The organism is Bacillus sp. SRI_025 (assembly GCF_057592095.1).
In genome coordinates, this window is the sequence record NZ_JBYEGB010000005.1 from 100,527 (window position 1) to 118,760 (window position 18,234).

An 18,234-nucleotide genomic window follows, 5' to 3' on the forward strand; every position below is an offset into this window, starting at 1 on the left:
TTTTACCTGTTTTATTGATATAGCAACTGGAAAATTGCTGAATTTTCTGTCAATAATAGGTCGATTTTCATAAAAAGTTTTTCGATGGGCGAATATTTTCATTTTCTCTCCTTTTATTGCTCGGACAGGCTTGCAAAGGCGCCTCACCGGTTATGACTTTTCTATTTGTGCATTTCGTGGTATATTCTAATGGTTCGTTTTCTTTCGTTCCGCCTCTTCCGTGTATCGGAGAAAAGGAGTGTTTATATGAAAACATTTATTCAAAAAAGAGGCCTCGGCTTCTTTCTGATTGCAGCCATCTTACTATGGCTCAAAACGTATTCAGCGTATTTAATCGAATTTAAACTTGGTATATCAAATGTGCTTCAGCATATTTTGCTTTTCGTGAATCCTATTAGCTCCAGCTTGTTCTTTCTTGGCTTTGCTTTATTGTTCAAGAAAAAATGGCAGCCTGCCGCTATCATTGTGATTCACTTTTTCATGTCTTTTTTACTATACGCAAACATCGTGTACTATCGATTCTTCAATGACTTTATCACGCTGCCTACAGTGATGCAGGCAGGAACGAATGGCGGACAATTAGGTGATAGTGCATTTTCACTCATGCGTTGGACTGATGTGTTTTACTTTATTGATACAATCATTTTGATCGTACTTGCAGTCCGCATGAAAAGGCAGCAGCAAACAAGTACAGCCACGACTGTACCTGTACAAAAGTCAAAATCGTTTAGACTCGTCCTTGTGTCCTCTGTTGTGATCTTTGTTTTAAACTTAGTTGCTGCAGAGATCGATCGTCCAGAGCTTTTATCAAGATCGTTCGACCGCAATTATTTAGTTAAATATTTAGGTGCTTATAACTTTACTGTGTTTGATGCCATTCAAAATGTGAAATCAAACAGCCAGCGTGCTCTCGCAAATTCAAATGACGTGACAGATGTAGAGAATTATTTAAAAGCGAACAGCGCTGATCCTAACCCGGCTTATTACGGGAAAGCGAAAGGCATGAACGTGATTACAATTTCTCTTGAATCTCTGCAAAACTTTGTCATTGATTATAAAGTGAATGGAAAAGAAGTAACGCCGTTCCTTAACTCATTGGCACACGACAACAAAACGTTTTACTTTGATAACTTCTTCCATCAAACAGGACAGGGAAAAACGTCTGATGCTGAATTTATGATGGATACTGGATTATTCCCATTATCACAGGGCTCTGTTTTTATTAACAAAGCGCAAAACACATATCAAGCACTTCCTGGTATTTTAAAGAAGGATCAATATACGTCAGCAGAATTCCATGGTAATACGAAAACCTTCTGGAACCGTAATGAAATGTTTAAATCCTTTGGGTATGACAGATTTTACGATTCTGAGTACTACGATATGAACGAGCAGGATACGAAGAACTACGGACTGAAAGACAAACCGTTCTTCAAAGAATCGATGCCAATGCTTAAAAACCTGAAGCAGCCGTTTTATTCGAAATTCATTACCTTATCGAACCATTTCCCATTTGGAATGGACGAAGGTGACACTGATTTCGAACCTGGTGACTTCGGTGACTCTGTCGTCGATAACTACTTCCAATCGGCTCATTATTTAGATGAAGCGATTGAACAGTTCTTCAACGATTTGAAAAAGTCAGGTCTCTATGACAATACAGTCGTCATTATGTACGGAGATCATTACGGCATTTCTGAAAACCATAATGAAGCGATGGAAAAAGTGACAGGACAAAAAATTGGAGATTATGAAAATGCACAGCTCATGCGTGTGCCGCTCTTTATCCATGTACCTGGCGTAAAAGGTGGTCAGATTCATAAATACTCTGGTGAAGTCGACGTCGCACCAACCCTTCTGCACCTGCTTGGCGATGATACGAAGAACTATTTAATGTCTGGTTCTGATATCTTATCGAAGAACTTTAAAGAGCTTGTGCCATTTAGAAACGGTGACTTCGTGTCTAAAGACTACACAAAAGTAGGCAATAACTATTACAGCAACAAAACAGGCGAGAAAATCGAGCCAACTGACAAGGCATCACAAGAAAATGAAACGGTGAAAAAGATGCTGGAGACATCTGATAAGATTGTCACCGAAGATTTACTCCGTTTCTACAAGCCTAAAGGCTTTACACCGATTGACCGCAACGACTATGACTATACAAAGAAAGTACAGGATGAAAAGGATTCCTCTTCCGCCAAAGATGAATCCAGCTCTTCTTCAAAATAACTTTCTCATGCTAAGAACCAGCCGATCCTTGATCAGCTGGTTCTTTTTACGTTTGATCATGATTGCACCGGGTATAGGAGAAGAAGGAGGGATTTATCATGAAGAAAACAGCAGCTTTTGTCGTGACTGCCTCACTTGCTTCGTCTGCCCTATTCGGTTTCAGCCCTGCTGTCTCAGCACACGCCATGGCCAAACCAGCAGCAGAACAATCCGTTCCTCAAGGTCCAAAAGCCGCGCTTACCAGCATTTATGAGCTGGCACATAAAGGGCAGATGCCTTACTATGCAAAAGGGCTTAAAATAGGCGTTCAAACAAAAAAAGACGTTCATCATAAGCTCGGAAATCCATACCCAGAAACAGGTCAAAGCAGCTTTGATCTCTATCACGCTGAAATGGGGAATCCTGGATTTACTTTTCACTATGATGCAAAAGGCAAGATTGATGAAATCCGTTATTTCGGAACGAATGTAGAAAAAGAAACGAATATTGGTGGAATGACCCCTGCTCTACTAAAGAAACAGCTTGGATCAGCGGATTCAGTGAGCACCATCCCGCAAACAAAAGAGAAAAAATATGTGTATCGAACCGGTGATTATGAGCTCGAATTTATCGTTGGACATGATCCTGATATTAGCCAGCATGAACTCACCGTGCTGCATATCAACTTGATAAAAGCCAATTCTTAAATAAAAAAGCATCCTGAGCACATGCTCTGGATGCTTTTCTTTATTATGATGCCACTTCTAATTGCGGCTTTCTTTTCAGTTTTCGTTTGAGGACTGGACCTGCTACATAATCAAGACCAAGTTTTCCGGCATTTCCTTTCGCTGCCATGATGAAGACTGCGATCAGAAGAAGCAGCGGGTTCACAGAGACGGTTCCAGCTAGTAAGAAAGAGACATTCATCACGCTTCCAAAAAAGGCTGCCGTTGTTGTGAATAATCCGACAATTAATCCTAGGCCTACTAAGATTTCACCCCACATGACCATGGCACTAAATAATCCGGCATTCGGCAAAGCGACATTTTCTAAAAACCATACATAGAATGGATACACAAGATGACCATCTTTGACGACAGGTTCAGATATCGCAAATTGCAAATAGCCTGATGCATCAAATCCACCTGTTAGTTTTTCAATACCAGATGTCAGCCAAGTCCATCCGATATAAAGTCTTGCTGCCAAAAGAATAACGGCTGCCCATACATTCGTTTGTAAGAATTTTGTAAACATGATGATGCCTCCTTTTAAATTATGTGAAATATTTCACATTTTCTTTATGATCTTATTATACTATGCTATTTCTTATTTGTGATCTTTTTCACATATATATTCACAAATTGTTCATGAATATCTAATTTATGCAAATCTCAAAAGTGTGTGCAGCTTGTAGAAATAAACTTTTGGAGTGTGACGCGTTTCATGGTTTTCAAACAACTCAACTGCTGTGTCAAAGTACGATAGGGATGAGGAATTGCTTAGTAGTGAAGTGTACCTTTAAAGAACCAGAAGTAATACTCTAACAACCTGTCCGGTCAGTTAATATTTTAAAATAAGCTTTCGTCTGCTGTTCGAGAAAAAGGTCCTTTACTAAGACCTTAGTCAGAGAAAATATAAGCCTCGGGCGGGTTTAATCAATTTCCTTCTCCCTTTATTATCAAAGTAAGTAACACGTCACAATTAACTAGAGAACATTAAGGGAGAGAAGACAGTTGAATAAATTATGGCGTTTCATCGTGTATGTATGCGTTTTCGTTCTGGTTGTTGGAGGAACCGGAGCGATCGGTTTCATGAGCACGATGCAGGAGGCTATGTCGGTTTATGATAAGCCAGTTCCTGCTTCTCTACAAAGCATCCAAACTCCTACCTATGATTCGAAAAAGCCAACAGTGGTCGTTATTTTGGCGAATGAAGTAACCGAGGTGTTTGATTTTCTCGTACCATACGAAATGTTCTCCATGACGGGTTCGTACAATGTATTTGCGGCAGCTCCCAACAAAAACATAAAATCGTTGACGGGCGGGCTTGATGTCGTACCGCATTACTCTTTCGACGAGTTGGACAAATTGACAGGCAAAAGCCCAGATATAATTGTGATCCCTTTCATGCCGATTTTGGATGAAGCGAAATACAAACCCGTCCGCGATTGGATAAGGAAGCACTCCGGCAAGGAAACGCTATTGTTGTCCATCTGCAATGGGGCGGAAAATTTGGCGGATACCGGCCTGCTGAACAGGAAATCTGCAGCAACACATTGGGGAGATATCGGCAGATTGGAAAAGAAATATACCGAGATTACTTGGAAAAGGGATCAGCGTTACGTGCATGACGGTAACATAGTCTCCTCCGCCGGCCTGACTTCGGGGATTGATGCCACACTGTATGTTATATCCCAGCAAATGGGAGATCCTGTAGCGGAGAAAGTGGCGAAGGAAATGAATTACCCTTCCTACGATTTTGTTCAGCATCCGCAAATGGAGCCTTTCACGGCCGGATTGAGCGATATCGTCTATATTTTGAACAATGCGTTTCAATGGAGCAAGGAAAAGAACGGGGTCCTGCTGTATGATGGTGCCGACGAGCTGATGTTATCCTCGGCTTTTGACACGTACGGGGCTTCCGGAACGACAACAACATTGACGATATCCAACAAAGGTGAGCCGGTTGTTACTCGGCACGGTCTGAACCTGATCGCCCGATATCAAATAGACGATGCTCCAAAACTCGACAAAATGATTTTTGTGGGATCGGACGTGAAGACGCGCGCTGCAGATGATATCCGAAACTGGAACGTGAACGGTGGAAAGGCTGAGCAGCTTTTCCTGCACAGTGATTCGCCAGAGCGGTTCGCGATGGAACCCGCGTTTGAAGATTTGGCGAAGCAAGAAGATATCTTGACGGCGAAATTCGCCGTCAAGCGGCTCGAGTACCGCGCCACAAGCCAGCTTAAGCTTAAAGGATCACCATTTTCGTACGAAGCGTTCGGCATACCGATCGGTGTCGGCTTGTTGTCTATGTTCGTCGTATATTTGGTAGAAAGACGTTTCTTAAGGAAAAAAACTGTTCCCGCATAAAACAGGAAGCAAAAGAAACATCACAGTTTAGGAAGAAGAAGCACAATCCATTTACAATTAAGAGTAAATGAGATTGATCATGCTTTGAAAGTTGCCATAATGGTTGATTACTATAAATTTAATTAAATTCCTTATAAAAAATGATCAAACTTTTTTATAAAACCAAAACTTAAATATGCTCGAGAAGAATCCATTTTGATCATACTTTTTTCAAAATGGATTCTTCTAATTTATCGTAAAATAAGGGTTTATGAGGTATTTTTGATTAAACTTTATAAAAACACCCTCTATTAAGAGGGTGTTCTTTGAGCTGAGTCAAAACTGAACAGGTCACCACCAGAATTCATCTTATCTTGTTCTTTCTGCTTCATAGAGGTAAACTTTTCCCTTGCGAAAACCGTCTAAGTCATTTCAGACAGTAAAAAGGGGTTTAATTTTGTATGAAAACACTATTTCATTTTGCTTATTTACAGGCCATCTCATGTCTATTCCCCGTCATGATCTTTGCGGCGCTTGCCCTATCAAAGACGGTGTCTATTCCTTTTCTTCACCGGTATGATTTCATTCTACTGCTTTGCCTCGCAGCTCAAATCCTAATGCTTGCGCTGCGGCTGGAGAGTTGGGCGGAGCTAAAGGTCATTTGTCTATTTCATCTCATAGGAATCTGTTTGGAAGTGTATAAAGTACATATGGGCTCTTGGTCCTACCCAGAAGAAGCTTATACAAAAATATTCGGGGTTCCACTTTATAGCGGCTTTATGTATGCAAGTGTGGCTAGTTATATTTATCAGGCATTTTCACGACTTCATGTAAAAGTGACCGACTGGCCTCATCCATTTCTTTCAATTGGTATCAGTTTGTGCATTTATCTCAATTTCTTTACGCATCACTGGCTTTATGATGTCAGGTGGTGGCTGACATGTCTGCTTGTTGTTGTGTTTTGGAAAACGTCGGTTTCGTTTCAGGTTGGTCCATCTTCCTTTCGAATGCCGCTTGTTGTTTCATTTTTCCTGATTGGCTTTTTCATTTGGATTGCCGAAAATGTCACCACCTTTTTAGGCGCATGGCAATATCCAAATCAGCAGCATGCTTGGTCCATTGTTCATCTAGGGAAAATTAGTTCATGGTTCTTACTCGTCGTGATCAGTATTGTGCTAGTGATCGAACAGCGTAAACAAAAAAACGTTCAGCCCATTTGACCTGGCTGAACGCTTTTTTTAATCTCGATCGACTTCCTTACGGAGATCATCTGCGACAAATTCTACATTCGTTCCAATGATAATTTGTACGGATGTTTTTCCAGAAGTCAGCACCCCTTTGGCGCCTGCTTTTTTCAATGTACCTTCATTTAATAAATTTGTATCCTCTACTGTTAAGCGAAGACGTGTGGCACAATGATCAATCGTGGTGATATTGTCTTTGCCCCCAAGTCCCTCTACGAGCATACTTGCTCCTCCTGTTGTCACCACATCATCCGCTGCGATATCTTCCATGTCATCATCTTCCCTGCCTGGTGTTTTCAGCTTTAATAGTTTAATGAGGAAATAGAAAACGACAAAGTACACGACGCCATAAATGATTCCTACTACAAGAAGCAAGATCGGCTTTTGCGCAATACCGAAGCTTAAGACGTAATCAATCGCACCTGCTGAAAAGGCAAAGCCGCTATGAATCCCGAGGGTGTTCACAATAAAAAGCGAAAGCCCTGTTAAAATAGCATGGACACCATATAAAAGTGGAGATAAAAACATAAAAGAAAATTCAATTGGTTCAGTGATCCCTGTAATAAATGATGTAAGTGCCATCCCAATCATCAGACCAGCTGTTGCTTTTCGCTTCTCAGGTTTTGCAGTCACAACCATGGCTAGACATGCCGCTGGCAGACCAAACATCATCACTGGGAAAAATCCTGTCATAAAGACACCCGCGCTTGGATCTCCTTTAAAGAATCGCGCTAAATCCCCTGTTGCCCCGCTGAATTCCCCGAATTGAAACCAAAATAAGTTATTCAAAACATGGTGCAGTCCTAATGGAATGAGCAGCCTGTTAAAGAAACCAAACAGCCCTGCCCCTGTTGCACCAAGACTTAAAATCCATTCCCCTAAATCATTGATCACACTTTGAATCGGCGGCCATACATATCCGAAAACGGCTGCTAATAGAATGGTGAAAAGTGCCGTCATAATAGGCACAAGCCGCCTTCCGCTAAAGAAACCTAAGTATTCCGGCAGCTTCGTATCCTTAAATTTATTGTAAACATAACCTGCCAAAAGCCCGCATAAAATACCGCCCAATACCCCCATATTGTTGGTTGAGTTGATCGACGTGGTACCGGCTGACAAAATAAAATAAGAGATTGCACCTGATAATGCCGCTGCCCCGTTCCCATCCTTTGAAATACCAATCGCTACACCCATTGCAAAAATTAAAGCCAAGTTCGCAAAAATTGCATTCCCTGCCGCATGAATAAACGGGATATTGAATACATCCTCCCGCCCAATGGCCAAAATAATCCCTGCTGCTGGAAGCACAGCGATTGGAAGCATAAATGATTTTCCTAGCTTTTGAAAAAACTGAAACACCATCTGACTTCTCCCCCCTTTGTCATCATCATGACTAAATCGTTCATGATGTTCATAAAAAATATATCATATGCACGTCTAGTTATCTATACCAATTTGTCCACATCCATTTGAATTCCGCTCTTTACTCTTTTTGCGTAAAATGTGGTAAGCTATTGAATAGAATGAAGTTATAGAAAGCGGGAATGAACAGTGATTGTCAAACATGATCATGAGTTAGAAGCCTTAAAAAAAGTCGGCCGAATTGTCGCTTTGGCAAGAGAAGAAATGAAAAGCCAAGCGAAACCAGGCATGTCTACAAAAGAATTAGATTTGATTGGGAAAAAAATATTAGAAGAGCACGGTGCCAATTCAGCACCTGAAAAGGAATATGACTTCCCTGGTACCACTTGTATCAGCGTGAACGATGAAGTGGCACACGGTATCCCTAGTGAAAAAACGATTTTACAAGAGGGTGACCTCGTGAACATTGATATCTCAGCAGAGCTTGACGGCTATTATTCCGATACAGGCATTTCATTTGTTTTAGGTACAGGTGATGCTCGTCTTGAAGCATTATGTAAGTGTGCGGAGGATGCGTTCCTAGAAGGATTAAAGCATGCAAAAGCCGGTAAAAGACAAAACCAAATTGGCCGTGCGGTCTACAATACAGCAAAAGAACAAGGGTTTACCGTTATTAAAAACCTGACAGGACACGGCATTGGGAAAAACCTGCATGAAGCACCTAACCATATTTTGAACTACTATGATCCATTCGATAATGCTTTGTTTAAAAATGGCACAGTTATTGCCTTCGAGCCCTTCATTTCAACAAATGCTGAATCGATTTATCAGGCTGATGATGGCTGGACATTTAAAACACCAGATAAAAGTCTAGTCGCACAGATTGAACATACCATTGTGATCACAAAAGACGAACCGATTATTTTAACAAAGCTGTAAGCCAGCGGTCCCCTCCTTCACTGGAGGGGATTTTTTCATACCCGTTTCACGAATCTGTCACGACTAAACAAAAATGCCTGTGGTAAAATAGGCAAAGATATGCGAAAGGGGTCTTATTTGATATGTGGTTCATCATCATAGGTGTTATCTTTTTCATCGAAAGTATTATTTTAACGGTTGTAGGGATTAAGAAAAAACAATCCATGATGACCTATCTTGGTGTTGTCATCATGATTATGACGGTCGGCATGATCCTCGTTACCCTCAACCCGCCAAATTCATAAATCAATATTTCCAGCATATACATGGATCATAGGCAGATAGAATCAGTTTTCATTTCATGACACCTGCACGCTTTTCACGTCCTTTTTTGAGATGTTACAATGCAGGCAGTTTCAATTGAAAGGAGTTTTCTATCATGCATTATGGTAGCAAAGGCTGGTATGTCGAAGAATTGAAGAAGCTTGGTGTGACTAAGCATGAAGGAAGAAAGCTTCAAAGCTTAAAAACATATTTCCTTGCAAATCTTCTTGAGCAAAAGAAACGCAGCTCATAAGCGCTGAAAAGCCGTACATCTTAAGATGATGTACGGCTTTTTTTAAATGTGCTGAATTCGTTTTTCTAAAGACTTCCTCACCACATCTGCTAAAGCATCTACTTCAAGAACGGCTTTCAGTCTCTCTGGACTTGTTTGACGATATTTGACTTCATTGACCTCATGGACCGTAATGTGATGGGACGCTTTTTCTACGAGTACAAGCGATGCATCAGGCGGCACCATGCCTTCTTTTAGTACGCGTAAATAAAAGCCTGTATACCCTGTTTTCTGCACTTCCTTTACAAGCTTCATGTTGCCGTGCTTAACAGATAATTTCACACAAGGCTGTCTTGGCTGGCTCACCTCAACAAATGCATCTCCAAGCTGAAACACATCGCCAATATGCACATTCGTCTCGACTAGCTTGCGTACTGTTACATTCTCGCCAAAGGCAGCTTCCTGTAAAGGAATTCCTAAAAATTGCTCAAAGTAAGCATAATGATCATACGGAAAGACGCAGACGGCTTTATCATAGCCCCCATGATGAACCAAATCACCTTGGCCATCTCCCTCAAAATTGATCTGACTTAAATACACAGGCTCATGAATGCGCTTTTTGTTGATGGCTGTTTTGATTTCTTTTCCGTTCGCATAGGTGATGATAGGTTGTCCCACTTGGATTCCTTCTATGGCATATCTCTTCTGTCCCACGATGGCCATCTCCTTTGGTTGTCTACTGGCTTTTATTTTACATCGTTTGACAAACAAATCAAAGTCGAGGCGTGAAGATCAGATGCAGGCTATGGTACGATGTGAAAAAAGGAGAGATGACCATGGTTCATTATCACGCCATTGTAAAAGGACGTGTGCAAGGAGTCGGCTTTCGTTATTTTGTTCAGGGAGAAGCCGTCAATCGTGGAATGAAAGGCTGGGTACGCAACACAGATGAAGGGCATGTCGAGTTAAAGGTAGAAGGTGAGCAGCAGAAAGTGATTGAGTTCTTAGAAACTGTTCGGAAAGGAAGTCCTTTTTCAAAAGTCACCGACATGCACATGGAGCCACTCGCCAAGCTGGCTCATTATAAGGATTTTCGAATACGGTCATAAAAAAAGCCTAGCTCGCGCTAGGCTTTCAGATTGTTGACAAAGGGCTAAAATGATCTTTATTTTAGCCCTTTGTCTTCCTTTCAGCATGATAGAAAACCTTTGCAGTCTAGGAAGGGCGAGTACCGGAGCGGAGCGAATTTGACATTCGTGAGCACCGGAGCGCAGACCTGACACCGAATGCGAGGGTTTGTCTACACGCTGAAAACCTAGCTCTCGCTAGGCTTTTTCTGTCCCGTGATAGGGCTTGTCCTGATAAAAATAGTTTGGTTTCACAATGGTATTGTCGTAATGCTTGTGGAATATATGGGTAGCTGCTGGTGATACAGGGGGAATCAGCCATGTCCAGTCCCCAGTCAGCTTGCGGTCAGCCTTCTCTTCCTGCTTTTCAAACTGCTTGAATTGATGTGCTGCTGTATGGTGATCAACAATTGTCACCCCTGCTTCGCGATAAGAATGGAGAACCGCCACATTCAATTCGACAATGGCTTTATCCTTCCAAAGGGACGAATTCTTGGTCGTGTCCAGTCCTAAAAGAGAAGCAACTTTTTTTAGCATATTATAGCGGTTTTCATCCGCTAGGTTGCGTGCGCCAATTTCTGTGCCCATATACCAGCCGTTGAACGGTGCAGCGTTGTAATGAATACCGCCAATCTCTAATTTCATATCAGCAATAATCGGAACCGCATACCATTTTAGTCCCAAATCACGGAATCCATCATATTCAGGATGGGTGATCTCTACCTCTTGGACGATTTCTTTCGGAAGCTCATACAGAACAGGCGGCTGACCTTTTAGCTGAAACATGAGAGGCAGAATATCAAAATGTGTGCCCTCTCCTTTCCAGCCATGGGCTTCACATAATTTTGTTAATTCAAGGGATGCCTCGTCGCCGATGATGCCATATTCCGTCTCATAGCCTGCATAACGAACGAGCTGATGGTTATAAATGACGACTTCCTTCTGCTTGTTCCTCTCTGGGGGAAAGATCGTGATGGACGGTTTGATTTTTCCGCCATTTGTCGCATACTCAATATGATGAAAGAGCGCCTCTTTCACCTCATCCTCTGTCTTTACATGCCGGCAGTCATGCACTTGCAGGGTCGACCAAAACAAACGGCCAATGCAGCGGTTACTGTTGCGCCATGCCATTTTCGCCCCGTGAGCTAATTCCTCTAGTGTATGCGAATAACTACCTTCAGACTCAATTTCTTTTTTTATTTCATGCAGACGTGCTGCTTTCTCTTCATTTGACTTGTTTAATTCTTCATAGCATACAGAAATAAAAGCTTCTGCTTCATTCCACAACGCTTCTTGATTACTCAAACATACTCGCCTCACTTTAATACGAATATATCCATTGTAGCGGTTTCTATTGATAAATTCACTCGTTTCAAACCATTTTTTATCAAATCATCCGACCATTGTCCTTAGACAATAGATGATTCAATACGTATAAGGGTCTTTTGGAGCCAGCGGACATAGCCTTTTTCTCTTTCGATTGCTCTTGTCAGCACTAAGTAATGCCCAAATTGCGCTGAATGCAGTGATTCAGCAGAAGGGTCTTCCTCTGTCAAAGCGTGCAGCTTTTGTTCCAGCACATCTACTTTCTTGGTGCGCTCTAAAAGTTGATATGCAAAGAGATCAGCCGCTTCTTTTTTGTCCATGGAGGAGATGAAAAATGTTTTGAGCATGAATTCATCCTTTGTTGTTTCTGGAATTGGATCTTTTGTTCTTAACCACTGACGCAATTCTTCTTTTCCTGCCGCTGTGATTTGATAGACCTTCTTCTCTAGCTTTTTTCCTTGTATGTGAATATCAAATTCAATAAACCCTTCCTCTGTGAGACGCTTCAGCTCAGGGTAAATCTGACTGTGCTTTGCACTCCAAAACTGTCCAAGGGAGTCCTTAAAATGTTTCGTAATATCGTATCCTGTCAGCTCATGCTGATCCAGCAAGCCAAGAATGGCATATTTTAGTACTCTCATGATGTGCCTCCAACGCTTATTCTTTGACAATAGTATACCATAGACTTTAAAATAAACATGTAAATCACAACATGTTTGAAAAAACATCATTCTAATGAAAGAAGGAATAAACATGGATCAATTCGTTGGACTTCATATGATTTATACGTATGAAAATGGCTGGGAATATGAGATTTACATTAAAAACGATCACACCATTGATTACCGCATTCATAGCGGAATGGTTGGAGGACGCTGGGTCCGTGATCAGGAAGTAAATATTGTGAAGCTGACAAAAGGCGTATACAAAGTCTCTTGGACAGAACCAACTGGGACAGACGTCTCTTTGAACTTTATGCCTGAAGAAAAACGCATGCATGGCGTCATCTTCTTCCCAAAATGGGTGCATGAACGTCCAGACATCACCGTCTGCTATCAAAATGACTACATCGATCTCATGAAAGAATCTCGTGAAAAATACGAAACCTATCCGAAATATGTTGTCCCAGAATTTGCGGACATTACGTATATCCATCATGCAGGTGTGAATGACGAAACCATTATCGCAGAAGCACCATATGAAGGCATGACTGATGAAATAAGAGCTGGACGAAAATAAAAAAGCGGCACACCTAGTGCCGCTTTTACATTTGATAAAATCTTAGCCCCTTTTTATTGAATGCCTAACGTCTTTTGAGGAAGCACGAAACGATAGACTGGCAGTTCATCACCTGTTTTTGAAGCAATAAACCCTGATGACATATAGCTGTCCTTTGATTCTGGTTCAAGGGCAAGTGACAGCAAATTGGTTTGCGGCTGTGCCGTGACATATACCTTTGTTCCTTTTGGCAGCTGACGTTTCTTGTCAACGAGTTTTGTTTCAAGCTGAATATCTGTTTTGCTCTTTTCCTCTCGTTTTGTCACCTTGTAGGCTTGTACCGGCACCTTCATGCCAACCGGCAAAGTGACACTTTTTAACCCTAATGTTCTGAGTTTCCTTTCTACTCCTTCATGCCCCGGAAGAATGAGGTAAGCTGTCGGCCGTTCTCTCGTTAAGACAGGAACAGCATCGCTCGCACTATGAAAACGTACAGGAACATTGGTGGTCTGTCCTTTCTCAATATCAACCATTTCCAGCGTGTCATCAACAGGTGATTTGAAAGCATCTTGAATGACGACTTGATCGTCATCATTTGGGTGAAGCCCTTTTTTCACAAGCTTCAGCCGCTCCGTCACCATTTGCTGCTTCACCTGCTTGGCATGTTTCACCGTGGTCTCAATGATTTTTTCATGGGTGGCTACTTGCGCAGCGACGCGGCGGGCAAAATCCTCTCTCCCAATCCCAATCCCTCTGCTTTCTACAAGAAATGACAAGGCTGGCGAAAGTGCAAGAGCATTACGGCCAATTCGCGCATCCGTTCCACCTTCATAAATGTCAATCTTGTCATCCTTTCCTCTTGTGTTTGTATAATACAAATCGTTAGAAAACCCTTTATTCGTCAGCGTTTCACGAACTCCGTTAACATATAACTCATTTGATGTCAGCCGGATGCTTTCAGGAATGTTTAGATTCTTCCCTGATAGAATAAGCAAATCATGATATTTGAGAGCGCCTGATGAACCGATATCTTCAAACTGCTTTTGACCCACATCGTATTCATGGGCATCAATGACCACTTCTGGCGCATACCGATTAAATTCTTGATGCAGGGCTGTCAGTTCTGGAGATTCTAATGTCATATGATCACGATTACCATCTAATCCGTTTGCCAGTCTGCGGTCAAACGCATAAGAACCATCAGGATTGATTCTTGGGACAATGATGATATTGACATGATTAAGTATACGGTCTCCTTCTTTACCTGCTAATCGTTTTGCAATGACGAGAGCAGATTCACCGGAGGCTGGTTCATTTCCGTGTATTTGTGCTTGGAGCCAGATTGTTGGCTTTTTTGAAAGTGGAGTAATCGAGCGATCCTTTGTAAAGTACAGGGCCTGGATGGACCTGCCTTCAATGGATGTTCCAATCTGTTTCTGCGTGGCGTAAGGACTTTTGTGGACAATGTCTCGTAAGAAAGTTTGAAGCTCTTCTTGTGTTGTAAATGTTTCTTCTTTTTTCTGAAAGGCAGGGGTATCAAACGTCTCGTCAGGCTCAGGGTATAGCTTTTTCACTGAAGCCGGCTGTTCATAATTCTTTCCGTAATAAGGGGTTTCTGCATGAGCTGAAGCTGGGCTCACCATCGACAAACTGCCTGCCATGAGGCATACAGCAGCAAAAAGAATCGTGCCTTTTCGTTTGGACATGCTATCCTCTCCCTTCGTTGATTTGCATTATAAAGAAAAAAACAGCAAAAGTGTCAGTATTTTTCAAAAATAAATCTTTTGGAGGAACAGGCATCTCTTTGGCTAGGGCAAATGAATGGAGCCTCCCCAGCAATATGACCTAAAAAAAGTGCCTGCTCACAGCAGACACTTTTTATTTACCAGATGGAAATAGCCCCAATGAGAACTGCCATGACAGTCATAGCGACGACTGCCAGCACAGCCCATTTCATCCCAAATTTCTGATGCTGATCCAGTGATACGCCAACAAGTCCAACAAGTAAATGAGTCGATGGAACAAGTGGACTTAACATATGAATCGGCTGACCAATAATAGAGGCTCTGGCAATCTCAATTTTATCGACACCGTATGCTGCCGCTGTTTCTGATAGGATCGGCAGTACACCATAAAAGTATGCATCATTCGGCATAAAGAAAGTAAAGATCCCGCTTGTTAATGCGACAATGACTGGAATAAAACCGCCAAGCTGCTCTGGAATTGCAGATACAATCGAAATCGCCATTTCATCAACCATTTTCGTTCCAGTTAGAATACCTGTAAAAACACCTGCCGCAAAAATCATCGAGGCAATGGCTAAAACGTTTGTTGAGTGAGCCGCAATTCGCTCACGCTGCTGGTCCAAGTTCGGATAGTTCACGATAATTGCCACACAGAAAGCAAGAACAAATAGAACAGTTAAGCTGACTTTACCTGATACAAGCAGCAGCACCAATAACAAAGTCAGCGCCAGGTTAAACCACCAAAGCTTCGGTCGTTTGATGTCATCTTGCAGTGCCGCTGCCATTTCATTTGCATGAATCGGCTGGTCAAGTTCAATGACACCAAGACGTTTTCTTTCGGCTTTTCCAAGAAAATAAGCAACAATAATCATACTGAGAACCCCTGCACCAATGACTGGAATCATCGGGCCAAATAAAAGTGAAGGATCGACCCCAAGTGCACTCGCCGCTCTAGGTGTTGCTCCTCCCCACGGAATTGTATTCATAATTCCCATGCCAACTCCGGCAATTCCGGCTAAAATAATTGGTCGGATGCCAAGCAGTGTAAATAGTGGAAGCATCGCTGTTGTTGTAATCATATATGTCGTTGTTCCATCACCATCAAGTGCAACAAGCATCGTCAGGACAGCTGTTCCGACCACGATTTTTAATGGATCGCCTTTAACGATTTTTAAAATTTTCGCCACCATTGGGTCAAATAAACCCGCATCAATCATAATGCCAAAGTACAAAATCGCAAACATGATCATGACCGCTGTCGGTGCGACTTGCTGCACGCCTTTGACAATCATGTCTGAAATTTCAGTAAAATGAAAACCTGCGATAAGAGCAAATGCAATCGGTGTTAACACCAGTGCCGTTAAAACAGACATACGTTTCGTCATAATCAAAACCATAAATACTATCATCATAAGAAATCCTAAGATTGCTAACATATTGTTCACCCCTTATGTTGTATACGCTTTCATTAATGTGTTGGTATCCCATTTCCAACCCTTTTTGTCATCATATCTGAGGTGAGAATTGAAGTAAATATTATGAATTTTAATTCTTTTTCGGTCGATAAATGCTTTTTGTTCATTTTGTTCAAACATTGGCCTTTTTCATTCCATGAAAAAAACAAAGGGTTTATTTTAGCCCTTTGTCTTCTTTTCAGCGCAATAGAAAACCTTTGAAGTCTAGTACTAGAGCGGAGCGAATGTAAGATTCATGAGCACCGGCACGCAGGAATGACAACGAATGCAAGGGTTTGTCTACATGCTGGAAGCGGTCTCACTCGACCGCTTGTTCTCCTTGTATCAATTGCTCGTATTGCCTTAATTGATCTTCCATAAAGATCTTTGCCTCTTTGCTGTTCATATAACGACTTGTCCAGCCCTTTTGCTTTAATCGTTTTTTCCATAACCTCGTTTTCGTCATTTTTTGAAGAAGCTGATCCCATTCACGAATGTCATGCTGACTCATTTGTTTAGGGCCCATCACACCGCGCCAATGGGAAAAGATGAGCGGAATGCCCTGCTCTTTCCATGTCGGCACATCTTCAAATCCATCTAAGCGCTCGCTGGTTGTCGTGGCTACGAGCTTCAGCCTCTTTTTTTCATAATCATGACGAACCTCTGTAATAGTAGTCGTTGCTGCATCTACCTCATGGTTGATGAGCGCTTGAAATAAATCGTCTGCACTGTCAAATTTCAGAAATTGAATGCGATATGGATCAACCCCTGCCATTTCTGCTGCCCGGGCGAATGAGATTTGATCATCATTTCCAAAGTCAGGGGCAAATCCAATTTTTAGGGAATCTGGTTTTTTCTTGAGTGTGTGTAACAGCTCCTTCCCATTTGAAAAAGGAGAATCCACTGGGACTGCGACGACCTGCCACTCTTCTGCAAGGATTGCCAGCGGTGTCACATCATTCATCGTCACGTTACTGCTGCCAAGCAAGTTACGGCTTAACAATAAGCTTGAATTTAAACTGATATAGTTGGCTTCTCGCTCCATCATGTAGGTCCATCCTTTATCCACCGTTCCGCCTCTTTGATAAAGAATGTTCACAGGCCGTTTCACCAGCTTCTCTTGTTCAAGCACTGATTTCATCACCTGAGCCGTTTGGTCAAATCCTCCCTCTGGTACACCTGACACTACAATATATAAGGAGCTTTGCTGAAGGAAAGAATCTCCGGCCTTTTTTTCATTAAAAGTGAGCGTGATACAAAGGCAGAGCACAATAACAAAAAATATTCCTTTTCTCATCTTTTATGACTCCGCTTGTTTAGCAGGATAATATTTCCGTTCAGGTCTACCAATGATTCCGTATGCAAGCTCTGCCCGGCATTCCCCTGTTGTCACGAGATACTCTACGTAGCGTCTCGCAGTTGTACGTGATGCGCCCATCTTTTCCCCGAGTTCTTCTGCTGTAATTCCTCTATTTTCTGATGCCATCAATGTTTTCACTTTATCCAAGGTCAGTGAATTGATGCCCGTGGGAAGATCTCTGTCATCCCTTTGTTTTGGCTCTTCCTGCATTTGCCCAAAGAACAGATCGATCATCGTTTGATTGACTTCATCCTTTGAATTGATGATGTCTTTCTTTTCTTTATATTCGGTTAAAACTTGTGCAAACTTTTGTGCAGTTACCGGTTTGATTAAATAATGAACCACTCCGTAATGAAGTGCATCTCTTAAAAGCGTCGTTTCCGTTGCAGCCGTGATAATGATCACATCTACTTCAGGACAGCGTTCTCTTAAAAGCGGCAGCAGGTTTGTACCGAGCTCATCAGGCATATAGACATCAAGCAAGATGAGATCAAATTGCTCCCTTTGGAGCGCCTCCCACATATCCTTTGCACTCTTTGCCTTTCCGGCGACCCTAAATCCTTCTATCTTTTGTATATAAGATTCATGAATGGCAGCGATTCGAAAATCATCCTCCGCAATGAGTACCTTAATCACCAT

The 18,234-nt window shown here is 41.9% G+C and carries 18 protein-coding genes; 9 read left to right on the forward strand and 9 right to left on the reverse strand.

Annotation, left to right across the window (positions count from 1 at the left end):
- The first annotated feature begins 246 nt into the window (after nucleotides 1-246).
- Nucleotides 247-2,232 carry a lipoteichoic acid synthase gene (ltaS, locus tag AC20OE_RS15010; RefSeq protein WP_039177124.1) on the forward strand — a complete coding sequence of 662 codons (1,986 nt, stop codon included), beginning with the start codon at nucleotides 247-249 and terminating at the stop codon, nucleotides 2,230-2,232.
- Between the two features lie 98 nt (nucleotides 2,233-2,330).
- Nucleotides 2,331-2,918 (forward strand): DUF4309 domain-containing protein, encoded by a 588-nt coding sequence (locus AC20OE_RS15015; RefSeq protein WP_487268943.1) that lies wholly within the window; start codon nucleotides 2,331-2,333, stop codon nucleotides 2,916-2,918.
- Nucleotides 2,919-2,961: 43 nt separating this feature from the next.
- On the opposite strand, the gene AC20OE_RS15020 is transcribed toward AC20OE_RS15015, so the two are convergent.
- Nucleotides 2,962-3,465, reverse strand: coding sequence for a DoxX family protein (locus AC20OE_RS15020; protein ID WP_487268944.1), 504 nt, complete (start codon nucleotides 3,463-3,465; stop codon nucleotides 2,962-2,964).
- 479 nt (nucleotides 3,466-3,944) lie between these two features.
- On the opposite strand from AC20OE_RS15020, the gene AC20OE_RS15025 reads away from it, so the two are divergent.
- The gene (locus tag AC20OE_RS15025) at nucleotides 3,945-5,306 is read left to right on the forward strand and encodes a DJ-1/PfpI family protein (RefSeq protein ID WP_487268945.1); all 1,362 of its coding nucleotides are present in this window, start codon (nucleotides 3,945-3,947) and stop codon (nucleotides 5,304-5,306) included.
- 440 nt (nucleotides 5,307-5,746) lie between these two features.
- Nucleotides 5,747-6,505, forward strand: coding sequence for a DUF817 domain-containing protein (locus AC20OE_RS15030; RefSeq protein WP_212044455.1), 759 nt, complete (start codon nucleotides 5,747-5,749; stop codon nucleotides 6,503-6,505).
- Nucleotides 6,506-6,523: 18 nt separating this feature from the next.
- Here AC20OE_RS15030 and nagE read toward each other — a convergent pair whose 3' ends face one another.
- Nucleotides 6,524-7,891 carry an N-acetylglucosamine-specific PTS transporter subunit IIBC gene (nagE, locus tag AC20OE_RS15035; protein WP_212044454.1) on the reverse strand — a complete coding sequence of 456 codons (1,368 nt, stop codon included), beginning with the start codon at nucleotides 7,889-7,891 and terminating at the stop codon, nucleotides 6,524-6,526.
- Between the two features lie 189 nt (nucleotides 7,892-8,080).
- On the opposite strand from nagE, the gene map reads away from it, so the two are divergent.
- The 3 genes from map (at nucleotide 8,081) to AC20OE_RS15050 (ending at nucleotide 9,386) form a co-directional block, all read left to right on the forward strand.
- Nucleotides 8,081-8,830 (forward strand): type I methionyl aminopeptidase, encoded by a 750-nt coding sequence (gene map, locus AC20OE_RS15040; protein ID WP_024424611.1) that lies wholly within the window; start codon nucleotides 8,081-8,083, stop codon nucleotides 8,828-8,830.
- A gap of 122 nt (nucleotides 8,831-8,952) precedes the next feature.
- Nucleotides 8,953-9,114 (forward strand): hypothetical protein, encoded by a 162-nt coding sequence (locus AC20OE_RS15045; RefSeq protein WP_087978305.1) that lies wholly within the window; start codon nucleotides 8,953-8,955, stop codon nucleotides 9,112-9,114.
- 134 nt (nucleotides 9,115-9,248) lie between these two features.
- Nucleotides 9,249-9,386, forward strand: coding sequence for a YflJ family protein (locus tag AC20OE_RS15050; protein WP_064497716.1), 138 nt, complete (start codon nucleotides 9,249-9,251; stop codon nucleotides 9,384-9,386).
- A 42-nt stretch (nucleotides 9,387-9,428) separates the two neighbouring features.
- Here AC20OE_RS15050 and AC20OE_RS15055 read toward each other — a convergent pair whose 3' ends face one another.
- Nucleotides 9,429-10,079 (reverse strand): MOSC domain-containing protein, encoded by a 651-nt coding sequence (locus AC20OE_RS15055; RefSeq protein ID WP_487268946.1) that lies wholly within the window; start codon nucleotides 10,077-10,079, stop codon nucleotides 9,429-9,431.
- Nucleotides 10,080-10,201: 122 nt separating this feature from the next.
- Between AC20OE_RS15055 and AC20OE_RS15060 the strand changes: the two genes are divergently transcribed.
- On the forward strand, nucleotides 10,202-10,474 hold the full coding sequence (locus AC20OE_RS15060; protein WP_059374722.1) for an acylphosphatase: 273 nt from the start codon (nucleotides 10,202-10,204) through the stop codon (nucleotides 10,472-10,474).
- A gap of 216 nt (nucleotides 10,475-10,690) precedes the next feature.
- On the opposite strand, the gene AC20OE_RS15065 is transcribed toward AC20OE_RS15060, so the two are convergent.
- On the reverse strand, nucleotides 10,691-11,797 hold the full coding sequence (locus AC20OE_RS15065) for a nitric oxide synthase oxygenase (protein ID WP_487268947.1): 1,107 nt from the start codon (nucleotides 11,795-11,797) through the stop codon (nucleotides 10,691-10,693).
- Nucleotides 11,798-11,901: 104 nt separating this feature from the next.
- Nucleotides 11,902-12,459, reverse strand: a complete 558-nt coding sequence (locus AC20OE_RS15070) for a PadR family transcriptional regulator (RefSeq protein ID WP_039177106.1) — start codon at nucleotides 12,457-12,459, stop codon at nucleotides 11,902-11,904.
- Between the two features lie 112 nt (nucleotides 12,460-12,571).
- Here AC20OE_RS15070 and AC20OE_RS15075 point away from each other — a divergent pair, with 112 nt between their 5' ends.
- A complete protein-coding gene (locus AC20OE_RS15075; protein WP_008341777.1) occupies nucleotides 12,572-13,057 on the forward strand; it encodes a phenolic acid decarboxylase in 486 nt (161 codons plus the stop codon).
- Nucleotides 13,058-13,110: 53 nt separating this feature from the next.
- Here the strand turns inward: AC20OE_RS15075 and AC20OE_RS15080 are convergent, their stop codons facing one another.
- The 4 genes from AC20OE_RS15080 to AC20OE_RS15095 form a co-directional block, all read right to left on the reverse strand.
- Nucleotides 13,111-14,742, reverse strand: a complete 1,632-nt coding sequence (locus AC20OE_RS15080; protein ID WP_487268948.1) for a M14 family metallopeptidase — start codon at nucleotides 14,740-14,742, stop codon at nucleotides 13,111-13,113.
- A 176-nt stretch (nucleotides 14,743-14,918) separates the two neighbouring features.
- A complete protein-coding gene (gene citM / locus AC20OE_RS15085) occupies nucleotides 14,919-16,217 on the reverse strand; it encodes an Mg(2+)/citrate complex secondary transporter CitM (protein WP_034283666.1) in 1,299 nt (432 codons plus the stop codon).
- Nucleotides 16,218-16,554: 337 nt separating this feature from the next.
- A complete protein-coding gene (locus AC20OE_RS15090; RefSeq protein ID WP_338594278.1) occupies nucleotides 16,555-17,532 on the reverse strand; it encodes a tripartite tricarboxylate transporter substrate-binding protein in 978 nt (325 codons plus the stop codon).
- 3 nt (nucleotides 17,533-17,535) lie between these two features.
- On the reverse strand, nucleotides 17,536-18,231 hold the full coding sequence (locus AC20OE_RS15095; protein ID WP_338595091.1) for a response regulator: 696 nt from the start codon (nucleotides 18,229-18,231) through the stop codon (nucleotides 17,536-17,538).
- Nucleotides 18,232-18,234 lie beyond the last annotated feature (3 nt).

What these genes read in the sequence shown, in the direction of transcription:
- ltaS (WP_039177124.1), top strand. Translation starts at nt 247, where the DNA reads ATGAAAACATTTATTCAAAAAAGAGGCCTCGGCTTCTTTCTGATTGCA.
- AC20OE_RS15015 (WP_487268943.1), top strand. Translation starts at nt 2,331, where the DNA reads ATGAAGAAAACAGCAGCTTTTGTCGTGACTGCCTCACTTGCTTCGTCT.
- AC20OE_RS15020 (WP_487268944.1), bottom strand. Translation starts at nt 3,465, where the DNA reads ATGTTTACAAAATTCTTACAAACGAATGTATGGGCAGCCGTTATTCTT.
- AC20OE_RS15030 (WP_212044455.1), top strand. Translation starts at nt 5,747, where the DNA reads ATGAAAACACTATTTCATTTTGCTTATTTACAGGCCATCTCATGTCTA.
- nagE (WP_212044454.1), bottom strand. Translation starts at nt 7,891, where the DNA reads ATGGTGTTTCAGTTTTTTCAAAAGCTAGGAAAATCATTTATGCTTCCA.
- AC20OE_RS15045 (WP_087978305.1), top strand. Translation starts at nt 8,953, where the DNA reads ATGTGGTTCATCATCATAGGTGTTATCTTTTTCATCGAAAGTATTATT.
- AC20OE_RS15050 (WP_064497716.1), top strand. Translation starts at nt 9,249, where the DNA reads ATGCATTATGGTAGCAAAGGCTGGTATGTCGAAGAATTGAAGAAGCTT.
- AC20OE_RS15060 (WP_059374722.1), top strand. Translation starts at nt 10,202, where the DNA reads ATGGTTCATTATCACGCCATTGTAAAAGGACGTGTGCAAGGAGTCGGC.
- AC20OE_RS15070 (WP_039177106.1), bottom strand. Translation starts at nt 12,459, where the DNA reads ATGAGAGTACTAAAATATGCCATTCTTGGCTTGCTGGATCAGCATGAG.
- AC20OE_RS15075 (WP_008341777.1), top strand. Translation starts at nt 12,572, where the DNA reads ATGGATCAATTCGTTGGACTTCATATGATTTATACGTATGAAAATGGC.
- AC20OE_RS15080 (WP_487268948.1), bottom strand. Translation starts at nt 14,742, where the DNA reads ATGTCCAAACGAAAAGGCACGATTCTTTTTGCTGCTGTATGCCTCATG.
- citM (WP_034283666.1), bottom strand. Translation starts at nt 16,217, where the DNA reads ATGTTAGCAATCTTAGGATTTCTTATGATGATAGTATTTATGGTTTTG.
- AC20OE_RS15090 (WP_338594278.1), bottom strand. Translation starts at nt 17,532, where the DNA reads ATGAGAAAAGGAATATTTTTTGTTATTGTGCTCTGCCTTTGTATCACG.